The organism is Bdellovibrio sp. 22V, assembly GCF_030169785.1.
GTDB lineage: Bacteria > Bdellovibrionota > Bdellovibrionia > Bdellovibrionales > Bdellovibrionaceae > Bdellovibrio.
In genome coordinates this window covers 1,268,721-1,287,301 of sequence record NZ_CP125854.1, presented here as the reverse complement: position 1 = coordinate 1,287,301, position 18,581 = coordinate 1,268,721, and the positions used below count along the sequence as shown (strand labels likewise).

Genomic DNA, 18,581 nt, shown 5'->3' with positions numbered 1-18,581 from the left:
CAGCTCTCTTGGGTTCGCATTTTACGTTTTTAACTCGGTAACTAGGCCTACCGGGTTTATCATCTTTACCACGTTTACCAATTTTGGCCGAAGCTCTTGCGAGGTCAAGGCTTAACAAAAGTCATTTTGACGGCGTGCGCGCTTCTGTTGTTGTGCAGATTCTAAATATACATCTGTTCAGTCGGGCGTAGAGCGAAGATTCTTGGAGCATGCCTATGAAAAAAGCGCTGAATCTGCCGCATCTTATTTTTTACGGAATCGGGATGATCCTGGGGGCGGGAATTTACTCCGTTATTGGCAAAGCGGCTGGCGTTGCACAAGAAGGACTCTGGTTGAGTTTTTTATTAGCGGCGCTTTGTGCATCGTTAACGGCTTTGTCCTATGCCGAACTTGCGACAATGTTTCCCCGCACGGGAGGCGAGTATATTTATCTTAAAAGTATTTTTCCTTCCTTGCCTTACTTTGCTTTGGTTTGCGGCTCCATGATGGTGTTTGCGGGAATCAGCACCGCGACCACGGTGGCTATCGCTTTCGCGGGTTATTTGCAACAATTCGCCGCCGTTCCGATGTGGGCCACTTCCGCGGGACTTTTAGGAGTCTTCACGCTCGTAAATATTGCAGGCATTAAGGAATCAAGCTGGGTGAATATTGTTTTTACTCTTATAGAACTTTCGGGGTTGATTTTATTTATCATCGTCGGCACGCAATCGGAAAAGTTCGGAGCCGCCTTGTCAGAAGTTCGCTTCGATGGCGCGATGATTTCAGGGGCGGCGCTGGTGATTTTTGCTTACTTCGGTTTCGAAAATATCGTGAATTTGATTGAAGAAACCAAAGAGCCGGAAGAGCAGCTGCCTAAAGCGATCTTTATCAGTGTGGCGCTTTCAACTGTTTTGTATGTGCTTGTCAGTTTAGCCGCGTTGGCTTTGGGAACACCGCAAGAGCTCGGAGCCAGCGACGCTCCATTAAGTGACGTGACGAGAAAAACGAACCCGTTGGTGGCGAGCGCTTTGGGAGGGATAGCCATGTTTTCGACGGCGAACACGGTTTTAATCTCGATGCTCTCGACCAGTCGTGTGATTTTTAGTATGGCCCGAGAAAAAGATCTGCCCGGAGTTTTTACCAAAGTATCGCCCAAAAGAGCCACGCCGTGGGTGGCGTCCATTGTGGTTTTTGGTTTGGCGTTGTCGCTGCTGCCGGTGGGTGGCATTGAAGTGATTGCAAGCGCTTCTTCTTTTGCAACAATGCTGGCATTTTCCGTCATCAATTTAGCGTTGATTCACTTGCGTTTCGTCGAGCCTGATAAGGAACGTCCTTTTAAAGTGCCTCTGTCTATCGGGAAGTTTCCAGTCATTACGGGTCTTGCTGCGGCGGTCTCGATAGCGCTTCTCTTCTTCTTCACGAAAGAAGTGTATCTGCTGGGAGGATTTGTTTTCGCGGTCGTCAGCTTACTTTTTCTTTTTCGCAAATACGTACAGAAAAAGTATTAAAGAACTTTGCTCAGAAAAGCCTTTGTCCGTTCGCTTTGCGGTGAATTGAAAATCTGCTGAGGCGAACCCTGTTCCACGATCTGTCCCGCATCCATGAAAAAGATACGGTCGCTGACTTGTTTTGCAAAACCCATTTCATGAGTGACGACAATCATCGTTTTCCCGCCATGAGCCAGGGATTTAATAACGTCCAAGACTTCGCCGACCATTTCTGGATCCAATGCGGAAGTCGGCTCGTCAAAAAGCAGAACTTGTGGACCCATGGCCAAAGCTCGCGCAATGGCTACACGTTGTTGTTGACCTCCGGAAAGTTCTTGCGGATAAGCCTCTTCCTTTTCAGAAAGACCGACTCTTTTTAGAAGTTCGCGCGCTTGGGCTTTGGCTTCATCCGCCGAGATTTTTTTAATAGTCATCGGCGCAAGACAGATGTTTTCAAGGGCGGTCATGTGTGGGAACAAATTGAATCTTTGAAAGACCATGCCGACATGAGTTCTGAGATCGTTCAGATCCGTTTTCGGATCGGTGACTGTGAAATCGTTTACCTTGATAAAACCCTCTTGGGCGGTTTCCAAAGCATTGAGGCAGCGTAAAAAGGTGCTCTTGCCTGATCCCGAAGGGCCAATCACGCAAACGACTTCGTTGTCCTTGATTTCGCAGTCGATATTCTTAAGAACTTGTTTCGTTCCGAAAAACTTTTGCAGGCCTTTTACTTCAATCATGCGTTTTTATACTTTCTTTCCAAGACATGCACGACATAGGACATGCAGAGAGTGATCACCAAGTAAATCAGCGAGATAAAAAGATAAGGCTCCCAGTAACGGGCATAAGCTCCAGCGGCAGTTCTTGCGGCGTAAGCGAGTTCAGCCAAACCAATTGCAGAAACCAAAGACGAGTCCTTAAGAAGAGTGATTGCTTCATTTCCTAATGGCGGAAGCATTCTGCGAAAAGCCTGCGGAATGATTATGGACTTCATCGTATGGAAATAATTAAGACCTAACGAGCGGGCTGCTTCGAACTGACCGCGGTCGATAGATTGAATTCCTGCACGAAAGATCTCCGCGATGTACGCGGCGGAATTAAGACTTAATGCCAAAGCTCCGGAAATGAAAGCGCCATATTCGCGCTTAAGATAAAGTGCTGTATCTCCCGAAATAAGCAGACCGTCTTCGGGATGAATTAACAATGGGACGAGTGCAAAATGGATCAGAAGGATTTGTACAAAAAGAGGAGTGCCGCGAAAGAAACCGATGTATATCTGCGAAGGCAGTTTGATAAAAAACCGCACCGGCCATTTCCAAGGGCCTCGTTCCACCATGGCGATCTTACCAAGCCCCAGAAGAAGTCCCAAGAGAGTTCCGAATAAAATACCGACAGCAGTCAGCTCAAGCGTGGTCCAAAGACCTTGAAGAAAGAGAGGAAAATATTCAGCAATGATGTCAGTGCGAAACCAAGCGAACATTCTTATTTCTTCTCGCCGAAGTAAGATTTGTAAATGCGATCATAGGTTCCGTCGGCTTTAATCGCGGCAAGTCCTTCATTGATTTTCTTCAGAAGATCCAAGTTGCCTTTCTGGACGGCGATTCCGTAGTACTCTTTTGAAAAGCTCGTATCCGAAATAGTCTTGAAACCTTGCGCATTGTTTTTCAGGAAGTTATTCACAACACCGTTATCGGCGATCACGGCATCCACTCCTCCATTCAGAAGTTCTTGCAGAGCTAACGGCGTCGATTCGAACCTTTTCACGTTCGGATTGGTCTTGCCAAGAAGACGGCTGGCCACTTCGTCCCCCGTTGTTCCTGTCTGCACGCCCACTTTCAGTTTTTTCAGATCATTGTATTTTGCCACTTTTGACGTATTCGGAACGGCGATCAGTTGCACGGCTTCGAAGTAAGGTTCGGAAAATTCCATCACCTTTTTGCGGTCGTCATTGATAGTGATGGCGGAAATTAGAATGTCGCGATCACCTGACTCCAATTGAGTGAAAAGACCTTCCCAAGGCGTATTCACGATTTCAATGTCCAATTTCGCTTTCTCGGCGACAGCTTTAATAATGTCGATGTCAAAACCAGAGATGGTTTTGTCTGCATTCTCGATTTCAAAAGGGGCATAGGCCGCGTCCGTACCAACGACTAAAGCAGCCGGTTTGGATTGCATCGTCGCCTCGCTTTTTACCGAGTCCGATTTTTTTGTACAACCCAAAGCAAAAAGACAAAGAAGAAGAGCCCAACGTTTCATATTTCACCTCGCCTAGACCGTCCTAGCTCACTTGACCATTTTGCATCCGTTGAGTCAAATGTCATTTCGGGAGTATTCATGCGTGAGGCTTTAGGAAAAATTGCCGGCTCCATTTTGCGCAGCCTTTTCATTTCTATCGTGATGTTCGTTGTCGTGTTCTCTGTCATCACAGGAGAGTTTCCTCCGCGCTTCAGCCGTCTTAAGAATACCTATCATAACTTGCAGCAGATGGCGCAACTCAGCCGACAGATCCACGAGCAGCAGAAAGTCTTAAAGAAACAGTACGCACAAGACGGTTTAGTCGAAGATGCGGATCTTGAGGCTTTGCAGGAGATGAATCTTCGTCGGGCAGAAATCGGCGCGGGCATCCTGCAGGGGAATGCGGTCGCCGGTGGAGCCTCTGAAGAGAATAAAGAACTTCAAGAACGCCTTCAGCAGTTAGAAAAACAAGTGTACCGTTTGCAACAACGAGTTTCAGAACTGGAATCAGAACGTAAGTAGGTTCTTATGAATTTATTTTTTCGCCTTTTGCACATTTTATTGTTTTCAAAATTTCGCAGTAAAGTGGATGTCTTGCAGGAGTGTGCGACGCCGTTTCGGGTATGGCCCACGGATCTCGACGTATTAAGACATATGAACAACGGCGTTTATCTTTCATTGCAGGATTTAGCGCGCGTTGATTATATGATCCGCGCCGGAGCTGCCGAAGTTATCGAAAAGAACGGCTGGTATCCCGTGGTCGCTTCGGAAACGATTCGGTTTCGCCGGTCGCTCAAACTTTTTCAGTCTTTCGAGCTCTGCACACGCTTGTTAAGCTGGGATGAAAAGTATCTTTATCTGGAGCATAAGTTTGTCAGCAAAGGTGAAGTCATCGCGTTGGGAATGATTCGCGCCCGTTTTTTAAGTAAAAAGGGCGGGCTCGTGGCGCCGCAAGATTTATTGAAGGCTTTAAACTTACAACTGAGTGCGCCGTCTTTTCCAGAACATCTTGAATCTTGGATTTCTGCCGACGTGAACCATTCGAAGTCTTTAGGGTTGTGAGCGCTGGACGTTCGTCGTGATTGTCACTCAACCCTAAGTCCTGTATCAAGGTAGGGCACTTGCTCCCTTGTCTATTCTTTCCCACAATGATTCAGTGGGAATAGAAATTTCAAAATTGAAAAATATCAAGATGTTGGTCCTCGATGTCGACGGAGTACTGACAGATACACGAATGTGGTTTGACGGAAAAGAATGGCGTCGCTTTTATTCCGTTCGCGACGGTGTTGGCATAAAACGTCTGATTGAGTCGGGATATAAAATCGCAGTCATTACAGGCAGTAAAGCCGAAGACATTCGTGCACGAGTGAAATCTCTGGGAATTCATTTCCTCTATGAAGGCGCGCTCGACAAAGAACCTTCTTTCTTACAATTACAAAAAGAATCCGGCTTTTCTCCAGAGGAGATGGCCTATATCGGCGACGACATTTTTGACATTCCATTGTTAGAAGCTGTCTCTTTCGGAGCCACGGTGCCGGAAGCTGTCGATGAAGTTTTAGAAGTGGCGGATTATGTGTCCCGTCGACCTGGTGGTTGTGGGGCGGTACGTGAAGTTTGTGATTACATCTATAAACATGGGGCATTTTCCTCAGGTAGGTAATTCATGCTAAAAAATGGTTTCAAAGCCGTGATGATCATCGTTCTTGCCTTGTTGTTGCACAAGGCAGCTTTTGCGGCTGAAGTTGTCGAGCTTCCACCTGAAGAACTGGCGCAAGAGTCTGTTCTTCCTGTTTTCGATAAAGCAGTGAGCGTTAAAAACCGCAACATCGTGACGGCAAAACGCTGGGACGTGGACGTATTTTACGGATATGCGATGACAGAGCCGATCGCGAACGTTAGCAAGTTCGGCTTGGGCCTTTACTACAATTTCGACGAATCGCACGCTTTGGGTTTAATGTATTCTTATAACTTGGCGGGTTTGTCTGACTATGCAAAGCAGATCGAACAAACTCCGGCGACGAAACTGGATTTCACCAAAGCGCCGATGCCAAAAAGTACTTTGATGGCCGATTACAACATCAAGGCATTTTACGGTAAGATGAGTCTCTCGAAGTCTTTGGTGTTCAATACGATTCTTTACGGTTCCGCTTCATTGGGCGCGATTCAATACGACCATAAAACTTATCCGGCGATTGCGGGTGGTTTAGGTCAGAAATTTTACTTCAATAAAAATTGGGCGTTGAGATTTGATCTTCGTCTTTTCATCAATCAAGGACCTGTTCCTTTCTTGGGTGGAAATAAAATGCAAGTGGGTACGCCAGCTCCGGATTTCAGCGAATTCGAAGAGCGCGTGATGTTTACTACAAACCTCGACGTCGGCTTGTCGTATCTATTTTAAGGAGTTTAGAGCATGTACTTAAAGAAACACGCATACATCTTTCTAGCACTCCTGCTCTTGGCTCCGATGGGGGCGATGGCGCAAGCGGAGACGGACGAGCTTGATATTATCGAATTGGAAATCGATAAGGGCACTCCCGCGAAGCAGCCTATTTCGGACTCCGCGCCAAGCTATCAAGAGACTTCCCCTCGTGATAACACGTTGACGGATTTTTCGGGCTTGGGAACTTTGGCTCCGTTTAAAGAGATTTCCATTATTCAAAAAAGATTCTTGCCGAAAACGGGCCGCTTCCAGTTGTTTGGGGGAGCCACGGTTCTTACCAACAATCCGTTCTTTAATACGATCGGGGGTGTGGCAAAGGCCAGCTATTTCCTCTCTGAAACGTGGGGGATTGAGCTGAACTATTTCGGTCTGACGACATCGGAACGTCAAACGACGGAAGAGTTGCGCGACATTCAGGGCGTGAGCACGGAAAACCTGGTTTATCCGAAGTCCTACGTCGGTGTGGATCTTATGTACATTCCGATCTACGGGAAGATGACTTGGTTTAACGAAAAAATCATTCCTTTCGATCTTTATTTCTCTGCGGGTTACGGTTCAACCATGACTCAAGCGGATGAAGCGGCGGGAACGATTCACTTGGCAACGGGACAAATCTTCGCTTTGAGCAAGGCCTATGCTTTGCGCTGGGATTTCAGTTGGAACTTCTTTAATGCCAAAGGCATTGATGGCTCGACGAATTCATTCAACAACTTGTTCCTCACTGTAGGCATCAGTTGGTTCTTTCCGGAGGCTAGCTACCGATGAAGAAACTTTTACTTCTCCTCATAGCGACAAGTTTCGTTTTGCCTGCAGCCAGCGAGGCACAACGCAGAACCTTGAAACCGAAGACGAAAGCCGCGACGTCGCGCCGTGCACCTCCATCAACGACGCGCGAAGCGACATTGCGCAATCAATTGAGCAATGCTTTGCGCATGGCTCAGGGCGGGCAGTATGAGGCGGCGGCAAATGCGTTGTTCTCTTTGAGCCGTCGTTCCGAACTTGCTGAAGAGCGTCCTCAGATTAAATACATTTTAGGTACGATGTTGATCGAGCTAAAACTTTATCAAACAGCGGCATTTCAGTTCGTTGATGTGATTCGTATGAAACATCCCAAGTACTCAAAACTGGCGATCGAAAAGCTTTCTATCGTAGCGGATACTTTGGGTGACGACACGATTCTGAACTACGCGATTTCCCGTGTGGACTTGAACGATTTCCCAAGTAATTTGCGCGATATGATTCATTTCCGCTTGGGAGAAATCAAACTGCGTAACCGCGAATTCGCGAAAGCGTCCGAACTTTTCAGCAAAGTCGGTTATGGCAGCAGCTACTATTATCAAGCTCTTTACAATAAAGGCTTGGCGGAGCTTGAAGCGAATCAGCCGTCTTTAGCGATTGGCACGTTCCAAAAAATGTTGGATGGCCGTCGTAAAGCCCCGGTGACAGATACAAACCGTGTGGCGGCTCAGATGGGTCTTGCCCGCGCTCTTTATCAAAAGCAGGATTGGGAAGCTTCCGTTGAAGCTTACTCACAAGTGCCGCGCGATACATTGATGTGGCATGATGCGGTTTTTGAACAAAGCTGGGCGATGTTGCGCTCCGCTCGTTTCCGTTCCGCTCTTAGTAACTTCCAAACTCTCCATTCGGCATATTACGAAGACTTTTATATGCCGGAGAGTTTACTTCTTCGCGCCATCGTTTACCTCTACATCTGTAAGTATGATGAGATGGAGAAGGTTCTCAGCCTGTTTGAAAAAACTTACGGGCCGGTTCGTTCGAAGATCGGTGACTTCTTGAAGTCGACGAACGAAGCGAGTTCATTCTATGCCGAAGTTGAAAAAGCACACGTCATGAAAACGACGGACAAGTCGGCAAATTTGCGTTTGCCATACATCGTTCTTCGTAACGTCCTCGATCAAGGCGACGTGAAGCGTTCTATGCACTATCTGGATAAATTGAACCAAGAAAAGGCCCGTGTGGAAGCAAACTCTTCTTTCAGAGCTTCTCCGTTGGGGCAATACGCTTTGAAGATCTTAGCAAACCGCAGTCGTAATACGAAGTTCGCTGTGGGTGACATGGTGAAAGCACACTTGCTTAATATGCGCGTCGAGTTGCGTGATCTTTACGAACAAGCAGGGTTCATCCGCTACGAAATGATTACGGGACGTAAAGAAAGCATTAAAAAGAAAATTGCCGGCAAAGATATTGGCGAGCAGATCGACGAGGATATTGACCGTAAGTTCTATATCCAAAACGGTTACGAGTACTATCCGTTCCAAGGCGAGTACTGGCTCGATGAAGTTGGAAACTACCACTACCTCGGAAAACAAAGCTGCGAGTAATAAAATATGAAATTCAACAAGCGCCCACTTCTAGTTTCAGGTCTTTCCACGCTGCTCTTAGCCAGCTCACTGACTACGCATGCTCAGAGCAGAACTAAAGTCACAAAGACGGTTAAGAAAAAGACAGTGGGAGAGTTGTTGTCGCAAGCAAGCGAAAACAGCCGTGGCGGCCGTCTGCAGATGTCAAAGACGGACACGTCATTGCCTTCAGCAAACATGGGTTTCAAAAGTGAAGTGCGCAATTACAATCTGGAGTCTGTGAAGCCTCCGCGTTCTTCTGAAATTATGCAGCGGGAATCTTCAGCGGGTGGCGAGCGTGCGGAGTATGAACGCGTTTTGGATCAGCAAATCCGCGAATTGTACAAGCTGACACAAAAGTTTAAAACAAGCCCGAACCGCGGGGAGCTGTGGTTGCGTTTGGCGGAACTTTACGTCGAGAAAGCAAGTTTGATCGATTCTCGCCGTCAGGACGAGTACGACGCGAAACTTCGCGCTTTCCAGGCAGGTAAAACAAAAGTGAAGCCGAAACTCGACACGGCGGAAGCTCGCGAATACAACAAAAAAGCCGTCCAGCTTTATGAATGGTTCCAAAGAGATTTCCCGCGCGACGAAAAAATGAGCCAGGCCCTTTTCTTCCTTGGCTATAACTATTTTGAGTTGGGTGACGTTAAAAAAGGCGCTCAGTACTATGAGCAATTGACAAGAGGATATCCAAGTTCTCCTTTTGTCGGCGAAGCGCATTTCGCTTTGGCAGAGTACTATTTCGAGAACGAAAAATGGTCGCAAGCCTACAAAGAATATTCATTCTTGATCAAAGAAAAGAAGCATCGTTTGCATACGTTTGCGCTTTATAAAGGCGCATGGTGTTTGTTCCGTCTTGGTAAGGTTCAACAAGCGATGAATTACCTTGAGTTCATCATCAAAACGGGCAAAGCCGAAACGGGCGAACAATTGGCGGGACGTAAAACGGTCAACCGTAATCGTCTTGAAAACGAAGCTCTTCGCGATATCGTGGTCTTCTATGCGGAAGGCGGCGACCCGACGAAAGCAGCTTCTTATTTTAAAAATCTCGTGGGCAACGACTACAATCCTTACCTTGAAAGACTGGCTTACCAATACAGCGACCGTGGGAATAAAGACGCTTCAAGAGAAGTTTTCAAACTCTTGATCTCGCAGAATCCGACGGCGCCAAAAGCATTCGAATACCAATATCAGATCGTGCAAAACTATTTCTATGCGAAGAACACTTCGCGCTTTAAAACCGAGCTTTACGGCTGGGTGAAAGACTACGATCAAAGCGGCGCTTGGTATGCCGCAAATAAAAATAATAAGGATTTGATCGAAAACTCATACAAGTTGCGCGAAACGACTTTGCGCAACTACGTATTACAACAGCATCAAACAGCGCAGAACTCCCGTGCACCTTATTCGCAAGCGCAGGCTAACGAAGGATACCAATTGTATCTGCGTGAGTTCCCGGATTCTGCTTCTGCCGGCGATATGCACTTCTATTATGGTGAGTTGCTATACGATATGGCGAAATACGATGAAGCAGCCATGCAGTATAAGTGGGTGGTCGATAACTCTCCGCAAAGCAAGTTCTACAACAAGTCCGCGCAAAACTTGATCTTGTCGGTGGAACGAAGCGTTCCTTCCGATCAAGAGATGCAGAAACGTGTAGGAACTTCTTTGGATCCGGTTCCGTTGGAACCAAAGGTGGACCGCTTTATCAAAGCCGGTCAATGGTATGTGGAAAAGTTCCCGAATTCGGAAAAAGCTGTGGAAATCAAATTCCGAATGGGACGCTTGTACTATCAAAGCAATCACTTTGACGAAGCGACAAAATATTTCCGTGAGATTGTGCAGCAGCATCCCAATACAAAATATGCGGAATACTCTGCGAATCTTCTTTTGGATATTTACAATCTAAGAAAAGACTACGTCGGTCTTGAAAAAACCGGGGCCGAGCTGCTTGCGGTTCCTTCCATTGCGTCTTCTAAAGCAGGATCTGACATCCGCGACGTTCTTGAAAAAGCGTCGTTCAAGCGCGGTCAAGATTTGGAAGTATCGAAAAAATACTCCGAGAGTGCGCAAGTTTACGAAGCCTTCGCAAAACAAAACCCGAAATCCAGTTTGGCTTCGACGGCTTTGTTCAACGCCGGCGTAAACTATGAAAGAGCGGGTTTAAATACGCAGGCAATTTCGGCATACCAAGGTGTTTTGAGTTCGAGAGATGCTCAAGCCGAAAAATTGAAGCCGAAAGCGCGCCGTCTGTTGGCGAAACAGTATCAGGACTCGGCCCAGTTTGAGGAAGCTGCAAAGCTTTACAAGCAGGCTGCGCAGGAAAATCCTAATGATCCACTTTCCGCGAACTTGGTCTTCAATGCGGCTGTTCTTTATGAAGCTTTGGGTAAATCGGATGAAGCTATCCGTGCTTACTCCGAATTTACAAAAATGAACAAAAAGCACGCGGATAATATTGAAGCCGTTTACAGCATGGCGCAGATCCACCGTAAAGCGGGCCAAAACGGAGCGGCGATCGCTCGTTACACCGAATACGTTGAAAACGGCGGTCGCGACCAGGAAAAAGTGGTTGAAAGCGCTTACTGGGTCAGCGAACTTTATGGGCGTCAAAGGGCCACGTCTAAATCCAACGAATGGAAACAAAAAACTTTGGCGATCCAAAGACGTTTTGCCCCTAATAAAAAAGGTGTCGGTGCCTCTTATGCCGCTAAAATTAAATTAGATGAGGCGCGAGATACATTTAAGGAAATGCGTGCCATCAACTTCCCGGCGGATCCTAATAAACAAAAGGCCGCAGCAGACAAAAAAGTTTCTTTGCTGACGAAACTGACGGGTGAGTTGGCGGAAGTTATTAAGTACGACAGTGCCGAAGAAATCGTAAGCTCTCTGAGTATTCTCGGTGAAGCCAACCAGAATATGGCTCACGCTATCTTGAATGCGCCACTTCCTCCGGGATTGAATGCGGAAGAAACGAAGCAGTACAAAGCGGGAGTAGAGAAGTTCGCTGAGCCGTTCAATACGAAAGCGAAAGAAAGCTTCAAGCTCGCAGTCGAGCGTGGTTGGGAACTTGAAGTTTATAATGACGGTTTCAAAACAGCTTACGAGTACATGAACAAATTGGATCCAAAAACGTATTACAACGGCGGCGAGATCGGTTCTGATATCCGCTTGGTGAATTGGATAGGTCAATAATGAAAAAGATCAGTTTGCTTATCACTCTCTTGGCATTGTCAGCGTGTTCTTCGTCTTCAGTGAAAGAAACGAAAACCGAAGGCCGCGAGAACACGGTGACGGAAGCTCCTGTGGCTGTGAAAGAAGAGCCGAAGGTCGCCGTAGCGGAAGAGCCTGTGCGTCCTGCCGTCGTGGCGACTCCGTCGCAATACTCTGCTTTAAATGAAGCGATTAAAGCGCAAAGCGATGAGCGTATTTATCAAGCGGCGACGCATATTCTGACTCAATCTCCGAATGACGCCAAAGCATTGAATGCTTTGGCGATGTATCACTATAAACGCGGGCGTTTTGATTTGTGCCGCTACTTCTTGGGTAAGGCGATTGCCTCCAATCCCAAAATGGCGGAACTGTACTCAAACCTTGGTATAGTTCAGCTTGCGCAAGGTGAGCGTCGTGAAGCGATTAAGTCTTTCCGTAAAGCATTGGACATCAACAGCGATGAAGCGGTGGCCGCCGCAAATCTTGGCGCGATTTACGTTCAGGAAAAAGACTACGGTAAAGCGCAGATCGTGCTCGAAACCGCTTACAAGCGCGGCGTTCGTGATGCGCGTGTTTTGAATAACTACGCTATTGCTCTGACGGCCAACCGTAAATACGAAAAAGCTCAAGATTTGTACGAAGCGGTCCTGAAAGACAACGCGAATAACAAAGAAGCTTTATTTAATTATGCTTCATTGTTAGTGGAAAATATGGGCAAGTACCAAGAAGGTCTCGAGGTCATTAACAGACTAAAGTTTGTAGGTGGGCCTGCAGATACTCGCAATAGAATTATTGCTTTGGAAAATAAGGCGAAAGCTGGTTTAAAATAGGATGAAGGGTCAGGTGGCGTCTATGTTGCGATTCGTAAAACACATTACAATTTTGTTGGCGATGATCTCTGCCTTCGAAGTGAGCTTTGCGCAATCGTCGACAACAACGACAACGACTCGTAAAGAGAGAAAAGCGACGTTGAGTTTCGAAGACGAATTAGTCGAAGGCTCCACGCAAAAGCCGGAGCTTTTCTATCTCTTTCAGAAGAAGAATTTCAATTATAAGAGATTGATTAAATTGAGAGAGAACTTTTTACCCGAGATGAGACGTACAGCAGAAGATATTCAGCGGGTTCGGGGTGGGAATTGAGAGCGCCTTTAATATTTAGAATTTTCAAAAACAATCAGCTCGTTGGTGTTAAACAGTTCGATCAAGATCAAATCGTGATCGGGCATAACGCCGAAGTGCATCTTGATTTAGACTCCGATCAGGTGTCGCCGATTCATTGTTTGATTGAATTACGCGATAACGGATATTACGTCTGCGACCTCGGTTCGTCGACGGGCACATTCAAGAATGGCCAAGCTGTTCTGGATGAAGCTGTCGCATCAGGTGACGAAATTGAAATCGGTCCGTTTAAAATTGCTTTCTTCGTCGGTGTGCCGAAGCCTAAAGTGGCGCCGGGCGCAACGGTGTCTACACAAGCTGTGATGCCTTCGATTCCTGAAGTGAAACCCGCTTCAGCGCCAATGCCTCCAGCGGCGGTGGTGAAAACGGAAGAAATCAAAGTGACACCAGTGATTCCGGTGGAACCACCTAAGGTGGAAGACAAACCTGTTATCACGACGGCACCGGTTCGTCCTGAAATTCGTAAAGACAAAGTTTCTTACAAGAAGGCGAAGAAAACGAAAACATTCGCGCCTCCAAGTGAGATTGCTGATTTAAAAACACATTTGAAGCCCGGTAAGGGAACAACCGTTGAAGTGATCGTTGCGTGGAAAGAACGCGTTTTGACGACGTATCACTTCAAAGGAAACAAAACGATTCGTGTGAATGCCGGTGGCGACAATCAAGTCGCTTTGCCTGACGGCCTTGTGCCACGCGGTTATCCTCTTATAGAGATGGCCGGTGGACTGAAAGTAAACACGACTTCGGAAATGAACGTGCAGTTGGTTTCTTCCGCAGGTACACAGCCTGTTGAAGATCTTGCACGTAACGGTAAAGCGACGCGCGGTGGACAAGGTCACTCGGTGCGTGTTGAACAAAATGAAATGCTCTGTGTGGATCTTCCGGGCGGTAACATTCATTTGTACATCCGCTTTGTGCCGCAGGCTCCGGTGGTTCCTATGCTTCCACCATTGATGTTATCAGGCTCAGAAATGACGGGCGTGGTGATGTCGATTGTGATGGTGGCTTTGTTGGCTCTTTATATTTCCGCGACCATTCCCAAAGATTGGCAGGAAAACAAACAAGAGGAAGTACAGCGTATCGCGCAGGTGGTATTTAATAATCCGCCTCCGAAACCGACGCCTTCACCAACGCCAACACCTCCGACGCCACCGCCGCCTCCTCCGGCAGTGCAGCCGACTCCGACACCAACGCCGCAAAAAGTGGTTGTTGCTGACGAAACGAAGGAAGCTCAAAAGAAGGGACCTGCTGCGCCGAAAGCGGCACGTAACCAAGTGGCAGCGCGTGCAAGTGAAGTGGCTCCGAAGCCGAACGCGAAAGACCGTACGAAAAAATTCACGTCCACTCGTCAAGGTGGCGCGATTAAAACAGGTCAAACTGCGGGAGCAAATGCGCAGAGCTCGAACAAAGATCTTTCTAAAGTGGGTCTTTTCAGCGCCTTCGGTGGCGGTGGAAGTCGCGCCAATATCGATAAAGCTTATTCCGGCGCGGGCGAAGTTCTGGGTATGGCCGACAAGGCGACGGGATCTTCCGGTTTTAACGAAGACCGTGCGGGTGAAGACTTGGGATCTAAATTCAAAGATGCGGGTGCCGGTGGTAAAGGTACGGCGACTCAAGGTATCGCAGGAATCGGAACTAAAGGTCGTGGGTCGGGACAAGCCGCTTATGGAGCCAGCGAAGGCTTTGGAAGCAAAACAACTGTCGCCATCGAAGGCGGCGGTATGGGTGAATCTTTCGACGGCACGATTGACAAAGAAGCCATTCGCCGCGTGATTCGCGCCAAGCTTCACGAAGTGAAGAGCTGCTATGAGCGTGTTTTGAACACGATGGAAAAAGGGCGCAAGCTCGAAGGTAAAGTTGTTTTAGGATGGGAAATCATTGAAAGAGGACAAGCGCGTAACGTGAAGGTGAAGAGTTCAACATTGGGTAATGCTCAAGTTGAAAACTGCATCAGAGATCGTTTGGCAAGTTGGACTTTCCCTGAGCCTCCACCAGGCCTTGTGGCCGAAGTACAGGCGTATCCCTTTTTGTTAAATCAAGCGAATTAGTTTTTAAACTCCGTGGATAACGGAGAAGAATTTTAAGGAGGAGTTCCCGTGAACCCAACAGTAGCAGCAGACAACATGAATTTCATCCAGCGTGCTTTCGCTGAAGGTGGTTTCGTCATGTACGTGATCGCGGTTATCGCTATCTTGGCGGTATTCGTGATCGTGGAACGCTTGATGAAGCTCAAAAATCTTTCTGTAGATAAGAAAGAATTCACAGATCAAATTTTCAGAATGGTTGTAGCCGGTGATTTGCGCCAGGCGATCAGCTATTGCGATGCTCGTCCAGCTCCGCTGACTAACACTGTGAAAGCAGGTCTTGTTCAAGCAATGAACAAACGCCCTGACGAAGAAGTGCAAGTAGCGATGGATGCGGCGGTTATGAGAGAAATGCCAAAAGTAGAAGGTTGGGTTTCTTTCTTGGCGGTATTCGGTAACGTGGCCGTACTTGCGGGTCTTCTTGGAACGATCATTGGTATGATCGGTTCATTCCGTGCGGTAGCGGCAGCCGATCCTGCAACAAAGGCTCTTGAGCTTTCCAAAGGTATCTCGCACGCCTTGAACTGTACGGCGTTCGGTCTTTTGGTGGCGATTATTTCTATCGTTGCTTACGGTTTGTTCCAGCATCGCATTCAAAAAACTGAGAATGAAGTTGTTGAGACAAGCATGAGTCTCTTGAATCTTGTAGTTGCAAATAGAGAAAAGATTAAAGATTAGTAGTAGAGGTTTTCTATGGCTCACATAGATAGTGGCGAATCCAGCGGTAGAAAAAGGAATATCGAGTTAAATCTCGTTCCCTTTATTGACTTGATGAGCGTTCTTATCACGTTCTTGCTGATCACGGCCGTTTGGACCCAAGTGTCTATGATTCAGATTGGGAGTTCCCTCTATGGGAAAAAATCGGACACGCAACCAACGCCGACTCCTCCTCCGAATGCGGATGTGGTGCTCAAAGTTGACGTGAAAGAGATTGGTTATGTTTTAACTGTTGGGAAACAAGTCATCAGTCTTCCCATGGTGAACGAACAATTTGACGAAGCGGGCCTTGTGGCGCAATTGCAACGTGTAAAACAACTGTATCCTGAAAAAGTGGATGCAGTTGTGAGCGTGGCGGATGCAATTCCTTATGAACAGCTTATCAAAGCTATGGACAACTGCTTAAGCGCTGGCTTTTCAGCGATTTCAGTGGCGACAGGAGGGCCTAACTAATGGCCATCTTCAGACCGGGCGAAAGACATCGCTATCATAATATTTTGAGCAAGCGTAAAGGAAAACGTGATGTGACCGCACTGCTGTCTTTGACGGCGATGGTGGATATGTTCACGGTTCTTGTGATCTTTCTTTTGCAAAACTACAATGCAACAGGCGAAATTCTTTATATTCCTAAAGAAGTGGTTCTGCCGAAAGCGACTTCGGTGCGTGAGTTGAAACCAGCGCACGTTGTGACGATTTCAAGCAAAGAAATTCTTCTCGATAAAGACGCTGTCGCAACGTTTGAAGAAGTGAAAGCTTCAGAAGACTGGGCGATCCAAAATTTGAAAGACAAATTGCAGGAAGCTTTGGCGAAGTCAAAAGCCGAACAGGAAAGCAAACTACAGAATAAAATTCGTGACGTCGTTGAGAGCACGCGCGGCGAAGCTGAAGAAGACCCGAATGCTTGGAGCAAGGTCACTATTCAAGCCGATAAAGGCGTGGACTTTTTAACCGTCAAAAAAGTTTTGTACACAGTAACGGAAGCTGGGGCGGGCGAAATTAATTTCGCGGTGACTAAACTGCCTCAAGAATCGACTTCCAATTAATTTTCCTTTATGATGCGCAGGACATGAATCGAAATGGACTGCGCGTTTCGCAGATAAACTATGGCCAAATTTAAGAACCTCATCTTTGCGTCCCTCTTGGTGATTTTGTTTGTTGAGGTTCTCATTGTGTTTCCTTCTCGTCTTGAGCACGAGGATGACAAACAAGTGCAGGCTCGCGTTGATGCCGAACGCAAAAAACAAAAAGACAAAGAAGAACGCATCAAACGCGGCGAGAAAGTGGAAGAGGAAGAGCCCTCCAGCCTTGCTGAGCAAAAGATGCAAGGCGTCCACCTTGTTGAAAGTCAGCAAGGCAATCGTGATTGGGAGTTGTTCGCGGTTTCTGCCGAAGGAAGTCAAGGTGCGGGAACTTGGGAACTCAAAAATGTTAAAGTTCTTTTTTATAATAATGAAAAAGTGGAATTCACGGTTACCGGCGACAAAGGCACGATTGATTCCAAATCCAAAGATTTGAGTGTTATTGGAAACGTGCTTACACGTTCCGAGAATGGCTATTCATTTAAAACGCCGTCTATTTTTTATTCTTCCAAAACCCGTCAGATTGAAAGTCCCGAACAAGTCTTAATGCAGGGGCCTAAGGACTCTTCGGGGCAGGGCCTTTTTCTTAAAGGCAATCGCATGAGGGTTTTGGTGGATCAGTCGAAAATGCTGATTCAGCAAAAGGTGAGTGCACAAAAGCCGCTTGAAGATGGCAAGAAGCTGACAGTCGCCGCCGATGGGGCGGAGTTTAGCGGCAAACACAACGAAGCGAAATTTCTCGGCGCCGTTCGCATGGAATATGACAATATGAAGCTCGAAGGTCCCGAAGCCTCGTTCCTCTACAAAGCGGGCGCGAATGTTTTGAGTTCGGTCGCGGTGAAGGGTGGGGTGCGAGTGAGTGACGTGGACAAGTTTGCAACTTCGGAAAGTGTCAACCTAGACCTTTTAGCAAACAAATATACGTTCAAAGGTCGTCCTAAAGTGATTCAGAATAATGACGAACTCTCTGGTGAGGAAATCATCTTTCTCGACGGCGGAAAAAAGGTTAAGGTAGAAAGAGTACGTGCGAAAGTGGAGAAAAAAGAATAATGAGCATGCTCACCATCAAAGACATTTCTAAATCTTTCAAAAAACGCAAAGTCGTTGATGGCGCTACTTTTTCCGTAGAATCAGGTCAGGTTGTCGGTTTATTAGGTCCGAACGGGGCTGGTAAGACCACTTCGTTTTATATGGTTGTGGGCTTGGTTCAATCAGACAGCGGCGTGATTAAAATTGATGATACGGATATCTCCAAAGAGCCAATGTACCGCAGAGCTCGTGTGGGTTTAAGTTATCTGGCGCAAGAACCCAGCATTTTTCGTAAGCTCACGGTGGCGGAAAATATCACCGTGGCCTTAGAGGCGCACGGCTATTCCGGTGCCCAGCGTGCAGAGAAATTAGAACAATTGATTGCTGACTTCCACGTCGACCATATCCGCGACAGTTACGGTTACGCTTTGTCAGGCGGTGAGCGTCGTCGTGTGGAGATTGCACGCGCCTTAGCCGGGGAACCGAAGTTTTTGCTTCTCGACGAACCATTTGCAGGGATCGACCCGATTGCGGTCGCTGACATTCAGAATATCATCCGCGATCTTAAGGCCAAAGGTATAGGAGTTCTTATCACGGATCATAACGTGCGTGAGACTTTAGGTATTTGCGACTATGCTTATATATTGAAGGATGGGAAGATTCAGGTTAGCGGAAGTTCTAATGAAATCGCGAATTCTGAACTCGCTCGTAAGTTCTATCTTGGTGAAAATTTTAGATTGTAGTCTTAAAGGCCTGAGGGCCGGGAAAGGGAACAT

The 18,581-nt window shown here is 47.1% G+C and carries 19 protein-coding genes; 16 read left to right on the top strand and 3 right to left on the bottom strand.

The window, feature by feature from the left end:
* The first annotated feature begins 215 nt into the window (after positions 1 to 215).
* On the top strand, positions 216 to 1,487 hold the full coding sequence (locus QJS83_RS06220) for an APC family permease (protein WP_284608286.1): 1,272 nt from the start codon (positions 216 to 218) through the stop codon (positions 1,485 to 1,487).
* On the opposite strand, the gene QJS83_RS06215 is transcribed toward QJS83_RS06220, so the two are convergent.
* From QJS83_RS06215 to QJS83_RS06205, 3 genes are read right to left on the bottom strand one after another with little or no spacing between them, the layout of a single operon-like run.
* Complete coding sequence (locus QJS83_RS06215) at positions 1,484 to 2,206, bottom strand: amino acid ABC transporter ATP-binding protein (RefSeq protein ID WP_284608285.1); 723 nt, start codon at positions 2,204 to 2,206, stop codon at positions 1,484 to 1,486. The two genes, QJS83_RS06220 and QJS83_RS06215, sit on opposite strands and share 4 nt — an antisense overlap.
* Positions 2,203 to 2,946: an amino acid ABC transporter permease gene (locus QJS83_RS06210; protein WP_284608283.1), complete on the bottom strand. Its 744-nt coding sequence runs from the start codon at positions 2,944 to 2,946 to the stop codon at positions 2,203 to 2,205. The genes QJS83_RS06215 and QJS83_RS06210 overlap by 4 nt, the downstream gene beginning before the upstream one ends.
* Positions 2,947 to 2,948: 2 nt before the next feature.
* Positions 2,949 to 3,722 (bottom strand): basic amino acid ABC transporter substrate-binding protein, encoded by a 774-nt coding sequence (locus QJS83_RS06205; protein ID WP_284608282.1) that lies wholly within the window; start codon positions 3,720 to 3,722, stop codon positions 2,949 to 2,951.
* A gap of 78 nt (positions 3,723 to 3,800) precedes the next feature.
* On the opposite strand from QJS83_RS06205, the gene QJS83_RS06200 reads away from it, so the two are divergent.
* The 15 genes from QJS83_RS06200 (at position 3,801) to lptB (ending at position 18,548) form a co-directional block, all read left to right on the top strand.
* Positions 3,801 to 4,223: a hypothetical protein gene (locus tag QJS83_RS06200; RefSeq protein ID WP_284608281.1), complete on the top strand. Its 423-nt coding sequence runs from the start codon at positions 3,801 to 3,803 to the stop codon at positions 4,221 to 4,223.
* Between the two features lie 6 nt (positions 4,224 to 4,229).
* Positions 4,230 to 4,763 (top strand): acyl-CoA thioesterase, encoded by a 534-nt coding sequence (locus QJS83_RS06195; RefSeq protein WP_284608280.1) that lies wholly within the window; start codon positions 4,230 to 4,232, stop codon positions 4,761 to 4,763.
* A gap of 115 nt (positions 4,764 to 4,878) precedes the next feature.
* Complete coding sequence (locus QJS83_RS06190; protein ID WP_284608279.1) at positions 4,879 to 5,361, top strand: KdsC family phosphatase; 483 nt, start codon at positions 4,879 to 4,881, stop codon at positions 5,359 to 5,361.
* Positions 5,362 to 5,364: 3 nt separating this feature from the next.
* Complete coding sequence (locus QJS83_RS06185) at positions 5,365 to 6,099, top strand: outer membrane beta-barrel domain-containing protein (RefSeq protein WP_284608278.1); 735 nt, start codon at positions 5,365 to 5,367, stop codon at positions 6,097 to 6,099.
* A 12-nt stretch (positions 6,100 to 6,111) separates the two neighbouring features.
* Positions 6,112 to 6,906: an outer membrane beta-barrel domain-containing protein gene (locus tag QJS83_RS06180; protein ID WP_284608277.1), complete on the top strand. Its 795-nt coding sequence runs from the start codon at positions 6,112 to 6,114 to the stop codon at positions 6,904 to 6,906.
* Positions 6,903 to 8,483: a tetratricopeptide repeat protein gene (locus tag QJS83_RS06175; RefSeq protein WP_284608276.1), complete on the top strand. Its 1,581-nt coding sequence runs from the start codon at positions 6,903 to 6,905 to the stop codon at positions 8,481 to 8,483. The genes QJS83_RS06180 and QJS83_RS06175 overlap by 4 nt, the downstream gene beginning before the upstream one ends.
* Before the next feature lie 6 nt (positions 8,484 to 8,489).
* A complete protein-coding gene (locus QJS83_RS06170) occupies positions 8,490 to 11,699 on the top strand; it encodes a tetratricopeptide repeat protein (protein WP_284608275.1) in 3,210 nt (1,069 codons plus the stop codon).
* Complete coding sequence (locus QJS83_RS06165) at positions 11,699 to 12,547, top strand: tetratricopeptide repeat protein (protein WP_284608274.1); 849 nt, start codon at positions 11,699 to 11,701, stop codon at positions 12,545 to 12,547. The genes QJS83_RS06170 and QJS83_RS06165 overlap by 1 nt, the downstream gene beginning before the upstream one ends.
* 22 nt (positions 12,548 to 12,569) lie before the next feature.
* The gene (locus tag QJS83_RS06160; RefSeq protein ID WP_284608273.1) at positions 12,570 to 12,857 is read left to right on the top strand and encodes a hypothetical protein; all 288 of its coding nucleotides are present in this window, start codon (positions 12,570 to 12,572) and stop codon (positions 12,855 to 12,857) included.
* Complete coding sequence (locus tag QJS83_RS06155; protein ID WP_284608272.1) at positions 12,854 to 14,944, top strand: AgmX/PglI C-terminal domain-containing protein; 2,091 nt, start codon at positions 12,854 to 12,856, stop codon at positions 14,942 to 14,944. The genes QJS83_RS06160 and QJS83_RS06155 overlap by 4 nt, the downstream gene beginning before the upstream one ends.
* Positions 14,945 to 14,992: 48 nt before the next feature.
* Positions 14,993 to 15,658: a MotA/TolQ/ExbB proton channel family protein gene (locus QJS83_RS06150; protein ID WP_284608271.1), complete on the top strand. Its 666-nt coding sequence runs from the start codon at positions 14,993 to 14,995 to the stop codon at positions 15,656 to 15,658.
* 15 nt (positions 15,659 to 15,673) lie between these two features.
* The gene (locus QJS83_RS06145) at positions 15,674 to 16,150 is read left to right on the top strand and encodes an ExbD/TolR family protein (protein WP_284608270.1); all 477 of its coding nucleotides are present in this window, start codon (positions 15,674 to 15,676) and stop codon (positions 16,148 to 16,150) included.
* Positions 16,150 to 16,740, top strand: coding sequence for an ExbD/TolR family protein (locus QJS83_RS06140; protein ID WP_284608269.1), 591 nt, complete (start codon positions 16,150 to 16,152; stop codon positions 16,738 to 16,740). Before QJS83_RS06145 ends, QJS83_RS06140 begins: the two co-directional genes overlap by 1 nt.
* A 60-nt stretch (positions 16,741 to 16,800) precedes the next feature.
* Entirely contained in the window at positions 16,801 to 17,826 is a 1,026-nt protein-coding gene (lptC, locus tag QJS83_RS06135; protein ID WP_284608268.1) for an LPS export ABC transporter periplasmic protein LptC, read from the top strand.
* The gene (gene lptB, locus QJS83_RS06130) at positions 17,826 to 18,548 is read left to right on the top strand and encodes an LPS export ABC transporter ATP-binding protein (protein ID WP_284608267.1); all 723 of its coding nucleotides are present in this window, start codon (positions 17,826 to 17,828) and stop codon (positions 18,546 to 18,548) included. Before lptC ends, lptB begins: the two co-directional genes overlap by 1 nt.
* The last annotated feature ends 33 nt before the right edge of the window (positions 18,549 to 18,581 follow it).

Excerpts from the sequence above, each read along its gene's own strand:
- QJS83_RS06220 (WP_284608286.1), top strand. The coding sequence starts at position 216 with ATGAAAAAAGCGCTGAATCTGCCGCATCTTATTTTTTACGGAATCGGG.
- QJS83_RS06215 (WP_284608285.1), bottom strand. The coding sequence starts at position 2,206 with ATGATTGAAGTAAAAGGCCTGCAAAAGTTTTTCGGAACGAAACAAGTT.
- QJS83_RS06210 (WP_284608283.1), bottom strand. The coding sequence starts at position 2,946 with ATGTTCGCTTGGTTTCGCACTGACATCATTGCTGAATATTTTCCTCTC.
- QJS83_RS06205 (WP_284608282.1), bottom strand. The coding sequence starts at position 3,722 with ATGAAACGTTGGGCTCTTCTTCTTTGTCTTTTTGCTTTGGGTTGTACA.
- QJS83_RS06200 (WP_284608281.1), top strand. The coding sequence starts at position 3,801 with ATGCGTGAGGCTTTAGGAAAAATTGCCGGCTCCATTTTGCGCAGCCTT.
- QJS83_RS06195 (WP_284608280.1), top strand. The coding sequence starts at position 4,230 with ATGAATTTATTTTTTCGCCTTTTGCACATTTTATTGTTTTCAAAATTT.
- QJS83_RS06185 (WP_284608278.1), top strand. The coding sequence starts at position 5,365 with ATGCTAAAAAATGGTTTCAAAGCCGTGATGATCATCGTTCTTGCCTTG.
- QJS83_RS06180 (WP_284608277.1), top strand. The coding sequence starts at position 6,112 with ATGTACTTAAAGAAACACGCATACATCTTTCTAGCACTCCTGCTCTTG.
- QJS83_RS06175 (WP_284608276.1), top strand. The coding sequence starts at position 6,903 with ATGAAGAAACTTTTACTTCTCCTCATAGCGACAAGTTTCGTTTTGCCT.
- QJS83_RS06170 (WP_284608275.1), top strand. The coding sequence starts at position 8,490 with ATGAAATTCAACAAGCGCCCACTTCTAGTTTCAGGTCTTTCCACGCTG.
- QJS83_RS06165 (WP_284608274.1), top strand. The coding sequence starts at position 11,699 with ATGAAAAAGATCAGTTTGCTTATCACTCTCTTGGCATTGTCAGCGTGT.
- QJS83_RS06160 (WP_284608273.1), top strand. The coding sequence starts at position 12,570 with ATGTTGCGATTCGTAAAACACATTACAATTTTGTTGGCGATGATCTCT.
- QJS83_RS06145 (WP_284608270.1), top strand. The coding sequence starts at position 15,674 with ATGGCTCACATAGATAGTGGCGAATCCAGCGGTAGAAAAAGGAATATC.
- QJS83_RS06140 (WP_284608269.1), top strand. The coding sequence starts at position 16,150 with ATGGCCATCTTCAGACCGGGCGAAAGACATCGCTATCATAATATTTTG.
- lptC (WP_284608268.1), top strand. The coding sequence starts at position 16,801 with ATGGCCAAATTTAAGAACCTCATCTTTGCGTCCCTCTTGGTGATTTTG.
- lptB (WP_284608267.1), top strand. The coding sequence starts at position 17,826 with ATGAGCATGCTCACCATCAAAGACATTTCTAAATCTTTCAAAAAACGC.